The sequence below is a fragment of the Mesorhizobium sp. RSR380A genome (genome assembly GCF_054719385.1).
The window spans coordinates 1,303,083-1,319,152 of the sequence record NZ_JBTTIB010000001.1 but is presented as its reverse complement, the minus strand read 5'-3'; the positions used below and the strand labels follow the sequence as shown (position 1 = coordinate 1,319,152).

At 58.6% G+C, this 16,070-nt stretch carries 20 protein-coding genes; 14 read left to right on the top strand and 6 right to left on the bottom strand.

All coding sequences use genetic code 11. The features are described from left to right. The first annotated feature begins 325 nt into the window (after positions 1–325). On the top strand, positions 326–550 hold the full coding sequence (locus tag ACYG9Z_RS06295; protein ID WP_023753006.1) for a DUF768 domain-containing protein: 225 nt from the start codon (positions 326–328) through the stop codon (positions 548–550). Between the two features lie 188 nt (positions 551–738). Here ACYG9Z_RS06295 and ACYG9Z_RS06290 read toward each other — a convergent pair whose 3' ends face one another. Continuing rightward, on the bottom strand, positions 739–924 hold the full coding sequence (locus ACYG9Z_RS06290; RefSeq protein ID WP_023833470.1) for a hypothetical protein: 186 nt from the start codon (positions 922–924) through the stop codon (positions 739–741). A 210-nt stretch (positions 925–1,134) separates the two neighbouring features. Here ACYG9Z_RS06290 and ACYG9Z_RS06285 point away from each other — a divergent pair, with 210 nt between their 5' ends. Together ACYG9Z_RS06285 and ACYG9Z_RS06280 are read left to right on the top strand one after the other, a co-directional pair. Then, complete coding sequence (locus ACYG9Z_RS06285; protein ID WP_348524880.1) at positions 1,135–1,458, top strand: hypothetical protein; 324 nt, start codon at positions 1,135–1,137, stop codon at positions 1,456–1,458. A gap of 93 nt (positions 1,459–1,551) precedes the next feature. Then, positions 1,552–2,052: a hypothetical protein gene (locus ACYG9Z_RS06280; protein WP_156931613.1), complete on the top strand. Its 501-nt coding sequence runs from the start codon at positions 1,552–1,554 to the stop codon at positions 2,050–2,052. A gap of 658 nt (positions 2,053–2,710) precedes the next feature. Here the strand turns inward: ACYG9Z_RS06280 and ACYG9Z_RS06275 are convergent. The 5 genes from ACYG9Z_RS06275 to ACYG9Z_RS06255 are packed head-to-tail and all read right to left on the bottom strand — an operon-like array spanning position 2,711 to position 7,183. After that, positions 2,711–3,241, bottom strand: coding sequence for a prepilin peptidase (locus tag ACYG9Z_RS06275; protein WP_023753008.1), 531 nt, complete (start codon positions 3,239–3,241; stop codon positions 2,711–2,713). Positions 3,242–3,250: 9 nt separating this feature from the next. Further along, positions 3,251–3,799: a tetratricopeptide repeat protein gene (locus ACYG9Z_RS06270; RefSeq protein WP_023726618.1), complete on the bottom strand. Its 549-nt coding sequence runs from the start codon at positions 3,797–3,799 to the stop codon at positions 3,251–3,253. Positions 3,800–3,851: 52 nt separating this feature from the next. Further along, positions 3,852–4,793, bottom strand: coding sequence for a type II secretion system F family protein (locus ACYG9Z_RS06265; protein WP_023753010.1), 942 nt, complete (start codon positions 4,791–4,793; stop codon positions 3,852–3,854). Between the two features lie 30 nt (positions 4,794–4,823). Then, positions 4,824–5,795 (bottom strand): type II secretion system F family protein, encoded by a 972-nt coding sequence (locus tag ACYG9Z_RS06260; protein WP_023726616.1) that lies wholly within the window; start codon positions 5,793–5,795, stop codon positions 4,824–4,826. Continuing rightward, on the bottom strand, positions 5,795–7,183 hold the full coding sequence (locus tag ACYG9Z_RS06255) for a CpaF family protein (RefSeq protein WP_023753011.1): 1,389 nt from the start codon (positions 7,181–7,183) through the stop codon (positions 5,795–5,797). The genes ACYG9Z_RS06260 and ACYG9Z_RS06255 overlap by 1 nt, the downstream gene beginning before the upstream one ends. Before the next feature lie 527 nt (positions 7,184–7,710). Here ACYG9Z_RS06255 and ACYG9Z_RS06250 point away from each other — a divergent pair. The 11 genes from ACYG9Z_RS06250 to ACYG9Z_RS06200 all read left to right on the top strand — a co-directional run bounded on the left by ACYG9Z_RS06250 (position 7,711) and on the right by ACYG9Z_RS06200 (position 16,064). Beyond that, positions 7,711–7,929, top strand: a complete 219-nt coding sequence (locus ACYG9Z_RS06250) for a Flp family type IVb pilin (protein ID WP_023753012.1) — start codon at positions 7,711–7,713, stop codon at positions 7,927–7,929. 14 nt (positions 7,930–7,943) lie between these two features. After that, the gene (locus ACYG9Z_RS06245) at positions 7,944–8,162 is read left to right on the top strand and encodes a Flp family type IVb pilin (protein WP_023753013.1); all 219 of its coding nucleotides are present in this window, start codon (positions 7,944–7,946) and stop codon (positions 8,160–8,162) included. Between the two features lie 92 nt (positions 8,163–8,254). Continuing rightward, positions 8,255–9,295 carry a Flp pilus assembly protein CpaB gene (gene cpaB / locus ACYG9Z_RS06240; protein ID WP_023726612.1) on the top strand — a complete coding sequence of 347 codons (1,041 nt, stop codon included), beginning with the start codon at positions 8,255–8,257 and terminating at the stop codon, positions 9,293–9,295. 51 nt (positions 9,296–9,346) lie between these two features. Next, positions 9,347–10,792 (top strand): type II and III secretion system protein family protein, encoded by a 1,446-nt coding sequence (locus ACYG9Z_RS06235; protein ID WP_023726611.1) that lies wholly within the window; start codon positions 9,347–9,349, stop codon positions 10,790–10,792. A 4-nt stretch (positions 10,793–10,796) separates the two neighbouring features. Beyond that, positions 10,797–11,078, top strand: coding sequence for a hypothetical protein (locus ACYG9Z_RS06230; RefSeq protein ID WP_023753016.1), 282 nt, complete (start codon positions 10,797–10,799; stop codon positions 11,076–11,078). Positions 11,079–11,147: 69 nt separating this feature from the next. Continuing rightward, the gene (locus ACYG9Z_RS06225) at positions 11,148–12,599 is read left to right on the top strand and encodes a TadE/TadG family type IV pilus assembly protein (protein WP_023753017.1); all 1,452 of its coding nucleotides are present in this window, start codon (positions 11,148–11,150) and stop codon (positions 12,597–12,599) included. Between the two features lie 5 nt (positions 12,600–12,604). Continuing rightward, complete coding sequence (locus ACYG9Z_RS06220) at positions 12,605–13,099, top strand: TadE/TadG family type IV pilus assembly protein (RefSeq protein ID WP_023753018.1); 495 nt, start codon at positions 12,605–12,607, stop codon at positions 13,097–13,099. Next, positions 13,093–13,731, top strand: a complete 639-nt coding sequence (locus ACYG9Z_RS06215; RefSeq protein WP_023753019.1) for a TadE/TadG family type IV pilus assembly protein — start codon at positions 13,093–13,095, stop codon at positions 13,729–13,731. The genes ACYG9Z_RS06220 and ACYG9Z_RS06215 overlap by 7 nt, the downstream gene beginning before the upstream one ends. Further along, positions 13,728–14,891 (top strand): AAA family ATPase, encoded by a 1,164-nt coding sequence (locus ACYG9Z_RS06210; RefSeq protein ID WP_023726606.1) that lies wholly within the window; start codon positions 13,728–13,730, stop codon positions 14,889–14,891. Before ACYG9Z_RS06215 ends, ACYG9Z_RS06210 begins: the two co-directional genes overlap by 4 nt. Beyond that, entirely contained in the window at positions 14,875–15,474 is a 600-nt protein-coding gene (locus ACYG9Z_RS06205) for a L,D-transpeptidase (RefSeq protein WP_031244251.1), read from the top strand. The genes ACYG9Z_RS06210 and ACYG9Z_RS06205 overlap by 17 nt, the downstream gene beginning before the upstream one ends. Beyond that, positions 15,471–16,064, top strand: a complete 594-nt coding sequence (locus ACYG9Z_RS06200) for a hypothetical protein (protein ID WP_023753021.1) — start codon at positions 15,471–15,473, stop codon at positions 16,062–16,064. Before ACYG9Z_RS06205 ends, ACYG9Z_RS06200 begins: the two co-directional genes overlap by 4 nt. The last annotated feature ends 6 nt before the right edge of the window (positions 16,065–16,070 follow it).

The window sequence follows — 16,070 nt, the reverse complement described above, 5'->3', positions numbered from 1 at the left end:
GCGACGAGGCCTTTGATCTCCTCAAGCAGCGCCGTTAGGCTTTGTCAACAATCGGCTTTTTTCGCCGTGGCGACCCCACATGGCTCTCAACAACGCGCACGTGCTCGGCGTCGACAGTCATCAGTGGCCGCAGGCTGACGGTTACCTTGTCGCCGTCGATGCGCGTGACCGGGCCGACTAATTCCATATCTGGCCGATCACGGCCTTCGAAGTCGAATCGACAACCGCATACGGGAAGTCATAGGAGGGAATCGTCACGCTTATGCGATCGGGTGTCACCCGGCCGCGGGCGGGTGCAGTGTCAAGGATGAGAGGTTGCTAACAAATGAGCGTCCGTGGCCTGAGGTTTCTCGATAAGTGGGTAGCCAAACAACTGCCCATTGTGGCGCGGGTAGACCCCATCTCGGTTGGCGACTTGAAAGACCAGTTGATGACAGCTGCCGAGAAGGCCGGGATTCCTGCCGACGAGATCAACGGCGAGCTTGAAAGCGTCTTCGAATTGATTATCGAAGTGAATCGTCGTGTCGCCGAAAGGGTGGACTTAGCCTGAGGCTTCCCCGACGTGCCGGTCATGTCCTACATGCCGGACTGCCTGACAAGGGGCTCGCTTACCTAACCGGCCAGCGCCACGCCAATGCCATCTCAGAGCAAATGTAGATCGACACCGCGAATCCGTGAATCCCCGGTTTGTTCTGGTCATGGCTTCTGCGCCGGTCCGGTCACACAGCGCTGGTGCGTTCACCCCTCCGGCTGGGCAGGGTCCGGTTCTTGGTGCCGCTCTCGTTGATTTTCGAGGAACAGCTTGGCGAGTTCGCCCCACTCAGGATGATCCGTGGTTTTATGCTCTTCTACGAACTCGAGGAAAGCCTTGCGCAAAGCGTCAAGGTCGAAAACCCCAAGATGCTCGCCCATACCGTCGTCCATGCCCGCGACTCTCAACGGTATTAGCTTGTCCTCTCGTTTGAGCCTTCAAGAGGGATTCCCTGAGTTTTGGCTTGGGAGCGCCTACATGGGTTAATGGCGTGATTGCTAATATGACTATATCTAGGCAGCGCGGGGGCTCTATCTTCGCGCGCGGTGGCCGGTGCGGCCCCACACCCAAAGACTGCAGCGACCATTTCTGTGGATGGGTAAGTGCTAGCCGATGCGACATCATGCTGCAGCGATATTTTAGAATCAGCTAATTGCGCAATCGCTAAATTAATGAAACGCGGAGGAATGTATTTTCCACAGTTTTTGGTCGGCATGTCTGCCACTGCGATCATTGTGGCGATCTGGACCTACATCGAAGCCGGTTCAATTTGGACCGCGCTCGGCTGTGCGGTCCTTGCGCTGATCGTTCTGCAAGTCGGGTACGCCGGGCTGGTCGTTTGCTTGATATACTGGCGATCATCGGAAGCGGCTGACTCGACTAGCCGAATTTCGGTCGCGGCTCAAGAGAACGTCGACGGCATCTGATAGCCCGCGATCGTCTCGGCACGGTCACGTGACCCTGGGGCAGCAGTTTTGCCTCGCAGTGCCGCCAGCAAGTGGGCCTACAATGTGTTTGCGGTGACAGACACCTACCCCGAGCTTCGGGCTGAAAACCTTATCATTGATCCAGACGCGGAACTGGAGGACGGGTGCGTTGTGCTCGCTATGTTTGGAGGCGGTCATCCGCAAACCATGAGCTGGCGCAACAATCACGGGCGAGGCTATGGGGGCCGCTTTGCCGCCAAGGGAAGTCTGCACGAGACGTTCCTTCTCGATTCCCTGGTGTGCGGACGAGGGCCATCTTCTTGCATTCGCATCCTCGGCCGGGTGTTCGGCGACCGGCGGCGCTTCCCGCGCTACAGAACCTGGAACGATCCAGTTTGCTTCTCGAATAATTTGGCTCGCTCCCTCACGGTGGCGGGCTTTTTTGTTGCTCAGCCCCAACGTCTCGACGCCGGGCTGCGGAACGCAAACGTCGTGATGTCGTCACGGGAAATCCCGATGTCGCTGAGCATGTCGTCTGGTGACTTGCTCAACTCGTCCGTCGCCTTCAACAGCGCCTTCTGCTCGGCTCGATGACGGACCCAATCGGCAAGGGGACCAACTGCGACAAGACGAAGATTCACAAGCATAGGAAGGTTCACAAGCATCGGGACCACTCCCTTTACCCCTGCAGGAAACTGCACGTAGCCTACGCCGATACGTCGATGCGTCCGTGACAAACCTCACAGTCCGATCCGACGGGGCAAAAACTGCCCGGACGCCTGACGGTGGCGGGCTTTTTATATATTAGCAATGCATAAAATTCGAGAAGGTTCATGGCATGGTTGTTAGCAAACTCGCTGCTATCGTGCGACGCAGGGCTCGGTGGATGGTGTGCTGGAATGCGCGGGGCTGGATGGATCAGGGGTCTGATGGAAGCTGACGCTCGCGATCTGCGGAGCGAGATCAGTCGGCTACAAATAGACTTGATCGCTGCCGCCAACTCTCAGGGTAAATCCAGGCTGCATGACGTCGCGCACACACTGCGATGCCAGAAGGCGCGGCTGGAACGTCTGGAGGAGTGCCTCGCTTCAATGACGTCGAATGTCCGGCCAGAGGCATCCGCAACCCCGCCCCATGAAGGCCGGCCGTAAAAGGCAGCTCATCATTTCCGAAAGAGAACCCGCTGCCTCACGGTGGCGGGCTTTTTATTGCTCAGCCCCTTGCCGGCGTGGAATAGCTAGCCGGTTGCGCATCAGAGGAAATTCTCAATACCGCCATAGCCTGTTACTTGGCTGACGATGTGGAATACGATCGAGCAGATCGCCGCGATTGAGATCGGCACGCCGAACGGAACAACACCCTTGCGATCGAGATGCTCGGCGTAAAGCCGAAAGGCACCGGCAGGCAGCATGAAGGGATTCTTCACGACCGCTGCCGTGATGAGCGCAAAGACCAGCAACAGCAAGGTAAACAACACGAGGTCGGTCCCGCCGGCCAGGAACGGCACCACCGCTATAAGCTTGACGTCTCCGGCCCCGACCTTGCGCAAGACCCAGAAGGGAAAGAGCACGACAAACAGGGCAAAGCCCACAATGAAGCTCAGACCCATGTCCCACCATGACCCGGCCTGAATCGACATAAATTGCATCGATCCGATTCCCAGGCACAACAGCAGCAGCACATCACGATTGGATATTTTCTGTGTCGTGAAGTCCAGCCATGCAACTCTCGCGAGAAGCGGAACGGCGAGCACCTTCAGCAGCAGCGACGCGGCAAGCAACATGCTGGGGCTCTACCGCTCTATGTTCTGCACGCTGGATGACAGCAGCTTCAGATTGTTGACCACGGTCGGATCGTTGGGCGCCAGTTCGTAGGCCTTGAGGAAATTCGCGCGTGCGTCCTGCAGCTTGCCGCGCAGCAGATAGGAATAGCCGACATTGTTGTAATATTCGGGCGTCGCGCCGACCAGCTTGAAGGCTCGGCCATAGGCCCGATCGGCGAGGTCGAAGCGGTGGATCCGGTCGCATGAGGCGGCCAGTCCCATCCAGGCGCCACCATCATTGGGGGCCAGTTGCGTCGCCTTGAAGAACAGGGCGCCGGCATTGCCGTAATTTTCTCCACGGAACTGATTTTTGGCCTCGGCGACGGCCTGGTCCGAGGCATAGTATTCGACGTCGCCGACCGTCTTCAGCCCGTCGAAAGCATCGCCAAAGGACGTTACGTCGCCTTTCGATGGCTCGTTGGTGCGAACGACACCCAAGCTGCTATCGGTCGACTGGCAACCGGCGAGCACGAAAAGCAACACGCTGGCTGCGGCGGTGAGACGTATTGGCCCTGTCATTTCGTTCCCCAGGGTTCCTTCGACTCGGTTAATTAGAACCAAAGCATATAGGTTAATGATTGAAAATGGCCTGCATCCGAATAACAACAGGCAGAAGGACGATCATTAGCACCACCGGGAAGATACAGATACCCAACGGGATCATCATCTTGACCGGCAGCGCATTCGCACGCTCTTCCGCTTGAAGGATTCTCTGTGACCGCATTTCATCGCTGTAGACGCGCAACGCATCCGTAAGGCTGGTGCCGAGTTCTTCCGATTGACGAAACAACACAGCCAAAGCTCGCGCCTCATCCAGGCCGATGCGGTCCGCCAGTTCACGCAAAGCCTCTCGCAACGGTTTACCCGCGCGCAGCTGCAACGTCATGATCGAAAGCTGTATCCCCAGCCATTTGTGGGTCGCGACCAGTTCCTGGCTCACCCGTTCGACAGCGGCCTCCAGGCTCATGCCGGCATCGGCACAGGTGATCATCATGTCCATGAAATCGGGGAAGCCGCGCCGGTAGATTCGCTTCTGCGAATTTTCGAAACGATCGAGCATGATGCTCGGAATAACGATGCAAGCAAGCCCGAACAAAGCGGACCCGGCAAGGGTCACAAACGCGGGCAAATCAGGGGGCAGCACTTGAGATAGAAGCGCATACATCAACGAGAAGCCGACACAAACCGCTCCAAATCGTGACAAGGTGTATATGAAAGGAGCGCTTGCTTGATAAAAGCCGGCGCGAAAAAGCTTCGCCTCAAGGGCATTGGGCTCGTCCCGCTCTTTCTCTACGGACCGGAAATACGCCTCGATGGGTCGCTGGGCCAAGACTTTAGCCTGTTGCTCAAGGCCGAGCATTGACCGGCGATCGACGATCCCCTCGGCTGTCAGGCTTTGTGCGACCAGCTTTCGTGTCTGCAACGCGGGCAAGAAAACAAGAGCGCCGAAAAGGAAAAGCGCCACCGCCGCCATAAAGACAGCAAGGGAGACAAGAAGGCCCACATCAGGCATATTTGCTAATATGTTTATACTTACCTCCCGTCAAAAGTCGAAGTTGACCATTTTATACATGATGAAATCACCCAGAAGTGCCCATGTCCCAAAGATCACGAATACAGGCATAATTATTGGATTGCCCAAAACATCGCCATAGTACGCTGGCGCAAGAACCAGTAGAACGAAGAACATAACGACTGGAAATAGCGAGATGATCCATGCTGACACTCTACCTTCCGCTGAAAGCGCTCTGATTTTCATCCCAAGCTTATGCCTTTCACGCAGCACCGATGAGAGATTGTGCAAGATATTCGTCAGATTACCGCCTGTTTTTGCCTGAATCGACAGTGACACTGACAGCAGATGAAGGCCTTCGAAGCCGACACGCTGAGACAGCTTCCGCACCGCTTGCTCCATGCTGAGACCAAAGGTGATCTCGTCGGACACGATGCCGAACTCGGTGCCGAGAGGATCGGGCATCTCCCGGGCCACGAGACCAACTGCCACCGTGGCGGGATGTCCAGCCCGCAGCGAGCGCACGATCATGTCCAGCGCATCCGGAAGTTGCCTGGCGAACTTCCGGATACGCTTGTTTCGGGCGCGTCGCAGAACAAGGATTGGCAGCAAAAGCCCAGTCACCAGGAAAATGATGAACGATATCAGGGTCGAGACACCCAGGAACAATGAGAGAACCATTGCCAGGGCAAGCCCAACGACAATGAATGTCACCGCGAAAGTCACGGGATTCCCTGTGATGCCGGATTGCGTGTAGAGTCTATTCAGACCCACTAGACCAAAAAGGAAGTCACCGGAGCTTGTCAGCCCACGCTCGCGCAGCAGTCGTTGCAGGGTCTGCTCGGCCGGAACCTCGTCAGCAAGGCGCTTCAACCGGCGATTGACCGCTCCGGCGCGCGAGCGGCGACTGGCATAAGAAAGATACAGGGCCTCAGCGGCGAGAATGACTGACGCTGCCGCCACCGTATAGATGAAATAGAGCAAGGGCTGGCCGGACAGCATCAGAGCGGAACCTGCGGATTGAAGGCGTCCTTGCCAAAGTGATGTCCGAGCGTCGCCGCCTCCGATGAGAAACGCGGACGGACACCAGTTGCTCGAAAATCGCCGATAATCGCACCGTCCGCAGTGACGTCGCGTCTGACGAAGTGATAGATTTCCTGAAGCTGAACGACATTGCCTTCCATGCCGGTCAGTTCCGATATCGAAATGACCCGTCTGCCCCCATCCGAAAGACGCTGCGTCTGCACGATGATGTCGATGGCCGAGGCAATCTGAGCTCTGATGGATTCGTGTGTCATCGGCATGCCGGCCATGCCGACCATCTGCTCCAGGCGCGAGATGGCGTCTCGTGGTGTGTTGGCATGGATGGTGGTCATCGAGCCTTCATGGCCGGTGTTCATGGCCTGCAGCATGTCGAAGGCTTCCTCGCCACGCACCTCACCAACGATGATGCGGTCGGGCCGCATGCGCAGTGCGTTCTTGACCAACTCACGCTGACGGACCTCGCCCTTGCCCTCGACATTCGGCGGACGTGTTTCGAGCCGACCGACATGCGGCTGCTGCAATTGCAGTTCCGCCGCGTCCTCGATGGTGATCAGGCGTTCCCTGGAAGGAATGTAGCTCGACAGCGCGTTGAGCAAGGTCGTCTTGCCGCTGCCGGTGCCACCCGAAACCAGGATCGACTTGCGCGCCTGGACGGCGATTCGCAGCAGATCGATCATCGGCTGCTTGATTGAATTGAGCGTCATCAGTCGTTCGAGCGAATACGGATTCTTCGAGAATTTGCGGATTGAGACCAGCGGGCCGTCCACCGATATCGGCCGAACCGCGATGTTGACGCGGGAGCCGTCCTCCAGCCGCGCATCGACCATCGGGGACGATTCGTCGACGCGCCGGCCGATCGCCGAAACGATCTTGTTGATGACGCGCAGCAGGTGCGCCTCGTCACGGAACCGGATAGCCGTCTCTTCAACCAGACCACGCCGTTCAATGAAGACACGCTTGTGGGTGTTGATCAGGATATCGGTAATGGAGTCGTCCTTGAGCAGCGGCTCGATCGGCCCGAGGCCCAGCATCTCGTCGGCCGTGTCGATGGTCAGTTGGTCGAGCTCGCGGGCGTTCAGCGGCACACTTCGATTTCGAACGAACTCGCGAACGATCGGACGGATCTCATTCAGAATCTCGTCCTTGCTGGCATTTTCAAGAGCGGTCAGATTGAACCGATCGATAAGGTGCCGATGAAGTTCGACCTTGAGTGTCAGAAAATCATCGCCGCGCGGTTCAATATCAGCGGCCGGCGAAAGGGCCGGCGCGGCAGGCAGCACCGTCGGCTGCTCGGCCCTTGTCGCAGCCTGCTGCTCGCTTGGTCCCTTGATAAACCGCCCCAGCATAATCCCTTACACCCCGCTAGCCCTTATTAGCGGAAACTAAACGTTAACCAAGCGAGGCACAAGCGCTGGAGGGTCTCGCGTGAGGCCAATGCTTTCAACATAGTTAAGGAGGAGGCCAGAAAAATATCGTTTTATTTCGATGCCGCGCGCTTGACCGTCTCCCCAACTTCCACCTCACGGAACCTTTCATACCGCAACAAATGAGATGCGGGTGAAAGATCCCCGTAAACCCTTAGATATAAAGGAATATGCAGATTTGCTAATACGATTGTCGTTTTGCCTTGGCTGCGGCCAAATTGTGAACGAATGGTTAAGGACGGTTGAAAATCCAGCCGAATCAAGCTCTTGTTAGAATCCAAATGGCTTTTGATTGCGCAAGTTCAGGTATTGGAGGGTTAAGGAACCGTTAATCCGTTTGACTCTGCTTTTTCGTGCGACCTAGGATCGAGACGACGGGGGATGCTTGGGTATGGGGTTCATCCTTGGCTCTGTCTCGTCGGGTTCAACCTCCAAAGGGAGACATTGACATGAAGAAGCTCATGACGATGACCCGGCAGTTCCGCGACGATGAAAACGGCGCTGCTATGGTCGAATATTCCATCCTCGTCGGCATTATCGCCGGCGCGGCGATCCTGGCGATCCTCGCCATCGGCGGCTGGGTGACCGGGCGCTTCACTGGTCTCTGCACCAAGCTGAATGGCAAGGCCGGCGGCGTTTGCGATGCAGCCGCGGGCACCGGCAGCTGATCGGACGAACTGAGATGAACACGCTCATGACGACCGCGCAGCAGTTCCGCGACGACGAAAGCGGCGCCGCCATGGTTGAGTATTCCATCTTGGTCGGCATTATCGCTGGTGCAGCCATCCTCGCCATTCTGGCGATCGGTGGTTGGGTTTCCGGTCGATTTACGGGTCTTTGCACCACACTCAATGGAAAAGCAGGTGGCGTTTGCGATTCCGCTGCTGGCACTGGCAGCTGATCGACAAGAAATCAGGCCCGGATCCTAAAATCCGGGCCTGATCCTAAATCGAGGCGGGCGAGTTCCCGCAGTGGCCTGGGGGCTTGGGTCAAATGCGTGCCAATACATTTATCATGATCGTGCTCGCCGGCGTGTTTGGCGTGCTCGCGGTGGTGCTTGTCAACATTTGGCTGGCCAACCAGCGCAGCGCCATGGCCGAGGCAAACGGCGTCCAGCGCGACACGGTCGTGGTGGCGGCGGTGCCGTTGAAGTTCGGCGACACGCTGACATCAGAAAAGCTGCGCGAAATCGCCTGGCCGGCGGGCGCGGTTCCAGCCGGCGCCTTCAAGACAACAAAGGACGCGCTCGCGGGCGAAGGCGCAAAGCAGGCGCTGCAGATGATCGGCGTCAACGAACCGCTGCTTGCCAACAAGATCACCGGCCCAGGCCAGCGCGCCACGCTTTCGGCAGTGCTCGGCGAAGGCATGAAAGCAGTGTCCATTCGCGTCAACGACGTGCTTGGCGTCGCCGGATTCGTCTTCCCGGGTGACCGGGTCGATGTCTTGCTGACGCGCACTGTGCGCGACAGTGACGGTATGGACAAGAGTTTTGTCGATGTGTTGTTACAGAGCATGAAGGTGCTTGCCGTCGACCAGGTCGCCGATGAAAGCAAGGACGCCCCGACCGTGGTCAAGGCCGTAACGCTGGAGGCCAGCACCAAGGATGCGCAGAAGCTGACCCTGGCGGCGGGCGCCGGCCAATTGTCGCTGGCGCTTCGCCAAGCAGCGGCCAGCAAGGGCGAGACGACCGAACGCGTCACGCTCTCGGATCTGACCGGCGAAACGCCTGACGATGTTGCTAAAAGGCAGGCCGAACTGGATAAGCAGGCAGCCGCCGAAGCGGAGGCCGCAGCTGAGCGCAAGCGCGCCGACGATAAGATTGCCGGATTGACCCAGGCGGTGGACAGAGTGGGCAGCCGCCTCGACGAGTTGGGCAAAGTGAAGCCGGCTCCGGCCGTGGCGTCCGCGCCGGAAGTCCGGGAAGTCGTTAAGGAAGTGATAAAATACGTACAGCCGGAACCGCCGAAGAATGTTACAGTGGGCGTGTTTCGCGGCGTAAAGCTCGAATCCTACGATGTGCCGCGACAACCATAGAAGACACGCGGTAATCGAGGGCTGCCGGCGGCAGTGATTGGGGAGATGGGGATGCAGGGGTTTTGGGCTAGGATGGGGGCGGCCGCGTTGTCCGGTATGGCTGCGCTGATGCTATCGGGCCTTGCAGCCGATGCGGCTGACCGTTTCATCGACGTGTCGAACCCCAGTGTCCATCGTGTTTTTCTGCCGATCTCGCAATCGGTCACGATTCAGGTGAGCGCCAATCTGGGCGATATCGTCGTCGGCGACGAGAAGATCGCCGATGCTCAGCCGATGACCGATCGCACGCTCTATGTCATCGGCAAGGGCGCCGGCACCACCACGGTCAATCTCTTCTCGCCTGAGAAGCGCTCACTCGGCGTCATCCAGATCGAAGTCGGCGTTGATGTCAGCGACATGGCGCAGGCGATCCGCCAGGTAGCGCCCAGGGCGCGCATCGAAATCGGTTCGATCAACGGCAAGGTCAGGCTCGGCGGTCACGTCAAGGATGGCGCCACGCTGGCGTCCATCATGGAAGTGGCGCAGCAATATGGTCCCGACGCCATCATCAATTCCGTCATTGTGGATGATAGCCAGCAGGTCAATCTCGAGGTCCGCGTGCTGGAAGCCAAGCGCAATGCTGGCCGCGACCTCGGTGTGTCGATCAAGAGCACAAATCGCAGCGGCACGACCCGTACAGGCACGGGCGTTGCTGCCGTCGACGAAGATGATGTGGTGCTGGGGCCCGGCAATCTGATCACCGGCCTGCTGTCGAACACCAATCCCTTCGCGGCGCTGATCACCCGCGTCATCGACAGCAACATCAAGGTCGATCTGATCATCGAAGCACTCGAGGCCAAGGGTGTGGTGCGCACGCTGGCTGAGCCCAACCTGACGACGCTTTCGGGCGAGCCGGCCAGCTTCAACGCTGGAGGCCAGGTCCCGATCCGCAGCGTCACCGCCGATGGGCTGATCCAGATCGAATACAAGCAGTTCGGCGTCAATCTCAATTTCACGCCGGTCGTACTCGACGACGGCAAGATCCATATGAAGCTTGCGCCGGAGGTGAGCGACCTCACCGGTTTCACCACCGCCGGAGACCCGATCTTCACCAACCGCAAGCTGGAAACCGTCGTCGAATTGCGCGACGGCCAGAGCTTCGCCGTCGGCGGACTGCTGTCCACCAAAACCACCAAGTTGCAGAACCAGGTTCCGTGGCTCGGCCAGGTTCCGGTCATCGGCTCGCTGTTCCGCAATTCGAGCAACCAGAAGGAAGAGACCGAACTGGTCGTCATCGTCACGCCGCACATCGTGCGGCCGGTGAAGCCCGGCGAGCAGCTGGCGACACCATTCGACAAGACACGTCCGGCCAACGACCCGGAGTTCTTCATCCTCGGTCAGCTCGAAGTGAACAAGGACATGATACGAAAATATGAAACGGGCGACGGCGTGACTGGCCCCTATGGCCACATGCTGGACTTCAAATCGAAGGACAAGATGCTCTATGTCAAGAAATAGCGCCTTGATCCTCATTCTGTGCGCCGGTGCACTATCGGGCTGCGCCGCCGACTATCTGAACCACTACGATTCAGTGACGCTCGCCGCCGGCGACACGCAGAAATACAATTCGCTGCTGCAGACGGTGGATCCGTTCAATCCGAACGCGAAGAACACACATATCGAAGGCGACGGCACGCGGGCTGCCGCTGTTGCCCAGAGCTATAAATTTCCACCGCCACCACCGCCGCCGCCAGCGATAACGGTCAATGTCGGCGGGTCGGGTGTGACCAACGGAGCGAATTGAACAGAAGGATGCGGTCGCGTTGCGCCGGGTGAGCGAGGGGCACGGTGAAAGGAAGCAGAGAGTAAGGTCATGTTGGGGACCATTAGGGCGTTCTGGAACGATCAACGCGGCGTAGCGATGCTATTCGCCGCAATCATGGTGCCGGTGCTCGTTGGCTTCGCGCTTCTGGCGATCGACATGAGCCGGGCCAATAGTCTTCATAACGATATGCAGAAAGGCGCCGATGCATTTGCGCTGGCGGCAGCGGCCGAGCTGGATGGCAATACGGACGCTATTACCAGGGCCAACCGGGCTCGCGACAATCTTCTGAAGACAAATGCCACGAAATTTTCTACCGCTGACTATCACAAGCTGGTTCCCGCCGACCTGACCGTCACCTACCTGTCCGGCATTCCCGCCAGTGACAGCATCGGGCTCAACGCCGCCGGCGTGGACGAAAACGGCGTGAACTGGAGCACCACAGATCCGAAGGTGGCGAGATTCGCTGAGGTAACTGTCAACTCCACTGCGTTTGCTACAATCTTCCCGGCGAGTTTTGTCGGAAGCAATGACACCATGAACCTGCAGACGCAGGCGGTGGCAGGGTTTAACAACGCCCTGTGTCAGTTCACACCGATGTTCATTTGCAATCCCTATACGTCTATCGGCGCTCTCCAGACAGCCGTGTCGGGAACCACTAAGCCGATGATTTGGCTGAAGGAGCAGACCGGCGGCTCCAGCGCACAATATGGTCCCGGCAACTATGGGTTCTTGTCATCGCCGCAGGGCGACAAATCGACGGAGACGCTTACTGAAATGTTCGCGGTTACCAGCCCGCCTGCCTGCTATAGTCAGAACGGCGTAAAGACCCGCCCGGGCAACATTCCTCCAGTAAATGCCGGAATCAACACCCGTTTCGACATTTACGACAATGGCGGGCCATATAAGACCGATCCCACACTTAACCCGCCGGCGCCCAATGTCCGCAAAGGCATGGTTGTGAAGAATGCGGGCAAGTCAAACTGCAGCTATGATGCGCCCAACAGCGGGCAGGCGAACAATTATAAGGCGCTTCCCCGGGACAATTGCTTTACGTCGGGCAGTTGTTCGCAGGCAGGCGTGCTGGGAGATGGCAGCTGGGACTTCGCAGGTTACTGGACCGTCAACCATGGGAACGCCAGCACTGCCGGGGTGATTACCTCGTGCGGCGCAAATCCCAGCCGATACTGTGTCTACAAGTTTGAAACTGCCAATCCCACCCTGAAGAGCGGGCAGGAGGCGACTGCCCCTCAGTGCAACACGACGACGCAGGGTGCCGACAGAAGACTGCTTTACGTGGCGATCATCGACTGCGTGGCCAACACAGTCCAAGGTGGTGGGCAGACTTTGCCGGTGCAGGCTTTTGCCAGCGTGTTCGTAACCGAACCGGCGGGCGGTGCGCCCAACGCCGACATTTACGGCGAGATCGAGGACATCAGCACGGTCGTCGGTCAGAATACGCTGAAGAAGCTTCAGCGCAATGAAGCCCAGCTCTACCGGTAGAGCAGATGATCAGGCTCAGGCAAATCACCCGGCGTTTCAGAGGCGACGAGAACGGCGCTGCACTGGTCGAGGTGGCGCTCATCGTACCCTTAATGCTGCTTTTGTCGGCGGGTGTGTTCGAATTGTCCAACATCCTGAACACGCGCCTTCTGCTCGAGGCTGGTGTAGAGGACGGCGCACGTTACATGGCCCGCTGTAACGACACCAACTGGGCCAATTGCGTTACCCTGGGAACGAACCTGGCTGTAAATGGCACTGTGACCGGCAGCATCGCGAGGGTAAAAGGCTGGACCAATGGACAGGTCACGGTCACCAAGAGTTTCGCTGACGCGGTCGATGTCTCCACTGGCACCGAACTATACCTCAGCAGCACCAGCACAGTGGATGTCGTAGAGGTCAGCACTTCATTCCCATACAGCGATCTAGGGCTTTGGAGCTATCTGGGCTTCGGGGCTCTCACAATAACCGTGTCGCATCAGGAGCGAGTCTTCGGATGGTGACGGCTAAGACAAAATTCGGCGCGGATCAGTCCGGCGCTACAATGGTTGAAATGGCCGTTGCCATGCCGTTGCTGCTGACGCTGCTGCTCGGCTTTGTCGACTTTGGCTATCTCTTGTACCAATGGAACGCGGGCAACAAGGCCGTACAGATGGGCGCCAGACTGGCGCAGGTTTCGACGCCGGTCGCGAGTGGGCTTGCGCAGGAGGCAAAGACACCCTCCGACACCTTGCTGGTGGGAACCGCCGTTCCTGCGGGCACGTACGACTACATCTGCACCGCCAATACCGCCGGCACCGTTTCGTGCGTTTGCCGCACAGGCAGCACATGTCAGGACCTCACAGCGAGCCAGGTCTCATTCGATTTTGTTTTCAGCGGTGGCGGGGGGCGGGCGGGCATGGTCACTCTTCTGCCCACCCTCCAGAAATCCGAGATTCAGATAGAATACGCCGCCTCCGGCCTCGGCTACTGGACGCGTCCCAGCGGGCCGGTTCCGACGATAACGGTCAGCATAGTCAATCATCCTTTCCAGTTCTTCTTTCTCGGCGGACTGCTCGGGTTCGGCGACATCACCATGCCCTCGATGCTGAGCACGGTTACGGGCGAAGACATGAAGAGCACGTGGACACCATGAACGCCATCAACACCAAGGTTACACCGACCAAACGCAAGCAGGTCGCCCTGTTCTCGTCGGATGCGAATTTCAAGCGCGATGTGGCGACGCGGCTCGACGCGCTGGCGATCTATGATGTCCGGATTTCCGAGACCGGTGACTTCCTTAAAGGGCCGCCCGCGGACACGCGCCCCGGCATCGTCATCCTCGACCTCGGCAATGGCGAGTTGCTCGGCAGGCCGGGCATCGTCGAAGTGCGCGCCCTTTGGGCAACCGTGCCGCTTATCGCGGTCTCGGACGAACTGTCGTCGGAGCAGACGCGTGTGCTGGTGCGCATGAACGCTTCGGACTGGCTGCACAAGCCGCTCGACGGCAAGGAACTGCTCAATGCGGTGACCTTCCACGACACCGGCAACCAGGGAACCAAAAGCCGTATCATCACCTTCATCAGTGCGAGCGGCGGCGCCGGCGCGACGACGCTCGCTTTGTCGGCGGCCGAGTTCCTGTCATCGAAGTCGAAAGAGCGGGCGGCTTCCACTTGTCTGGTCGACCTCGATTTCCAGAGCGCCAATTGCGGCGCCTATCTCAACCAGTTCAACCAGTTCGACCTCGGCGGCATCATCGGCCAGCCGGAGAGGCTCGACGTCGAGCTGATGGATGTCATCAAGCTCTCGCGCCCGTCCGGGCTGACGCTCTATTCCTTCGAGAGGCCGCAATTGCCTTTCGAACCGCAGGGCAGTGATTTTGTCTTTCGGCTGCTGGACCTTGTGGCCTACCGGTTCGACGACATCGTTATCGACCTTCCGAACATCGAGACGCCTTGGCACAATTCCGTGCTGTCGACGAGCGATGAGATCTTCATCGTCTTCGAACTCAACGTCGCCTCGCTACGGCAAGGCAAACGGCTCTACAAGAAGATCCGTGAGTTGCGTGGCAATGCTGTCAGCATCACGCTGGTCGCCAACAAGCACAAGCGCAAATGGTTCGGCAACCACTTTTCGCGCAGCGAGCTGGAAAAGATCTTCAAGGCGCCGCACATCAAGTCGGTCGCGCTGGACAATGCGCTTCTCACCGATGCGTTGAACCGTGCTATCCTGCCTGCCGAGGTGGATGGGCGTGCGCGCTTCAACAAGGACCTCAAGCGGATGTTCAAAGAGCGGCTCGATGACGCTGCCAAATAGGGGGCGGCCAAGTAGGTATCGGATTGGCCCGGGATTGGCCTGCGTCATGAGCATTGCGCTGATGATGTTGGCCCAGGATTTCGCCAGCGCACGATCGGCACTTTCGGATCGGCCGCCGCTGCCGGCAATGGGGCCCAGCCTGCGCAAGACTGTCGCCTTCGAGACGACCGAACAGCCCGGAACAATCGTTATCCGCAAGGGCGAGAAAGCGCTTTACCTGGTGACCCGACAAGGCCAGGCGCTTCGCTATCAGATCAGCGTCGGACGCGACGGATTTGGCTGGACCGGGGTAGTCAAGGTGGGGGCGAAGACCGAATGGCCGGAATGGCACCCACCCCGCGAAATGCGCGCCCGCCAGCCGGACCTGCCGCAAATGGTGCCTGCCGGTCCTTACAATCCACTTGGCGCCAGGGCGCTCTATCTGCTTCGGAACGGGCGTGACACGCTCTATCGGATACACGGAACCAACGATCCGTCCGGGGTTGGCTTCGATGGAACATCGGGGTGTTTTCGCCTTACCAACACCGATGTGATCGATCTCTTCAGGCGCGTCGCGATCGGCGCAAAGGTGGTGGTTCAATGACGATGATCAGCGAACCGGACATGCCGGCAATCGAGATTGGGACAGCAGCCCGCACCGGAGAGCAGGCTGTCGTTGGGAAACCGAGCGACAAAAGCATTATCGGCGCGGTCATCATCGGCACGTCCCTGCTCACCTTGGTGAACATAATAGCCGCAGTCTATCTCTACCGCGGCATCAGCGATATGCGCTTTCTGGAAGGGCGCCTGGAACAACTCGGGACGTTTGAACAACGAATCGGGGGCCGGCTGGACACGGTCAACAACGGTTTTCAGAGCCGATTTGAAAAACTGGACACTCAACTGCAGAGCAGCTTTGGCGAAATCAACCGGAGCATAGCCCGGCTGGAACAGAACCAGCCTATTGTCCATGACGAAATCACGTCGAGCGCAGCGGAACCTTCCGTCGACACGACCAGCAGCATGGCGGAGGCGCCTGCTGTTCTCGATGGTGAAGACGCGACCGAGCCCAGCGTCGTCGATACACCGCGTCCGCCCAAAAGGAGGATTGCAGCTGCAGCGCCTGCCCCAAGCCCCGACTACCAGCGCATAGAGCAGGCCGACGGCAAGGTTTACTACCGGAAGATCAACTAACGCCGG

Coding starts and splice junctions, on each gene's coding strand:
- ACYG9Z_RS06295 (WP_023753006.1), top strand. CDS start 326: ATGAGCGTCCGTGGCCTGAGGTTTCTCGATAAGTGGGTAGCCAAACAA.
- ACYG9Z_RS06290 (WP_023833470.1), bottom strand. CDS start 924: ATGGACGACGGTATGGGCGAGCATCTTGGGGTTTTCGACCTTGACGCT.
- ACYG9Z_RS06275 (WP_023753008.1), bottom strand. CDS start 3,241: ATGTTGCTTGCCGCGTCGCTGCTGCTGAAGGTGCTCGCCGTTCCGCTT.
- ACYG9Z_RS06270 (WP_023726618.1), bottom strand. CDS start 3,799: ATGACAGGGCCAATACGTCTCACCGCCGCAGCCAGCGTGTTGCTTTTC.
- ACYG9Z_RS06265 (WP_023753010.1), bottom strand. CDS start 4,793: ATGCCTGATGTGGGCCTTCTTGTCTCCCTTGCTGTCTTTATGGCGGCG.
- ACYG9Z_RS06260 (WP_023726616.1), bottom strand. CDS start 5,795: ATGCTGTCCGGCCAGCCCTTGCTCTATTTCATCTATACGGTGGCGGCA.
- ACYG9Z_RS06255 (WP_023753011.1), bottom strand. CDS start 7,183: ATGCTGGGGCGGTTTATCAAGGGACCAAGCGAGCAGCAGGCTGCGACA.
- ACYG9Z_RS06250 (WP_023753012.1), top strand. CDS start 7,711: ATGAAGAAGCTCATGACGATGACCCGGCAGTTCCGCGACGATGAAAAC.
- ACYG9Z_RS06245 (WP_023753013.1), top strand. CDS start 7,944: ATGAACACGCTCATGACGACCGCGCAGCAGTTCCGCGACGACGAAAGC.
- cpaB (WP_023726612.1), top strand. CDS start 8,255: ATGCGTGCCAATACATTTATCATGATCGTGCTCGCCGGCGTGTTTGGC.
- ACYG9Z_RS06235 (WP_023726611.1), top strand. CDS start 9,347: ATGCAGGGGTTTTGGGCTAGGATGGGGGCGGCCGCGTTGTCCGGTATG.
- ACYG9Z_RS06225 (WP_023753017.1), top strand. CDS start 11,148: ATGTTGGGGACCATTAGGGCGTTCTGGAACGATCAACGCGGCGTAGCG.
- ACYG9Z_RS06220 (WP_023753018.1), top strand. CDS start 12,605: ATGATCAGGCTCAGGCAAATCACCCGGCGTTTCAGAGGCGACGAGAAC.
- ACYG9Z_RS06215 (WP_023753019.1), top strand. CDS start 13,093: ATGGTGACGGCTAAGACAAAATTCGGCGCGGATCAGTCCGGCGCTACA.
- ACYG9Z_RS06210 (WP_023726606.1), top strand. CDS start 13,728: ATGAACGCCATCAACACCAAGGTTACACCGACCAAACGCAAGCAGGTC.
- ACYG9Z_RS06205 (WP_031244251.1), top strand. CDS start 14,875: ATGACGCTGCCAAATAGGGGGCGGCCAAGTAGGTATCGGATTGGCCCG.
- ACYG9Z_RS06200 (WP_023753021.1), top strand. CDS start 15,471: ATGACGATGATCAGCGAACCGGACATGCCGGCAATCGAGATTGGGACA.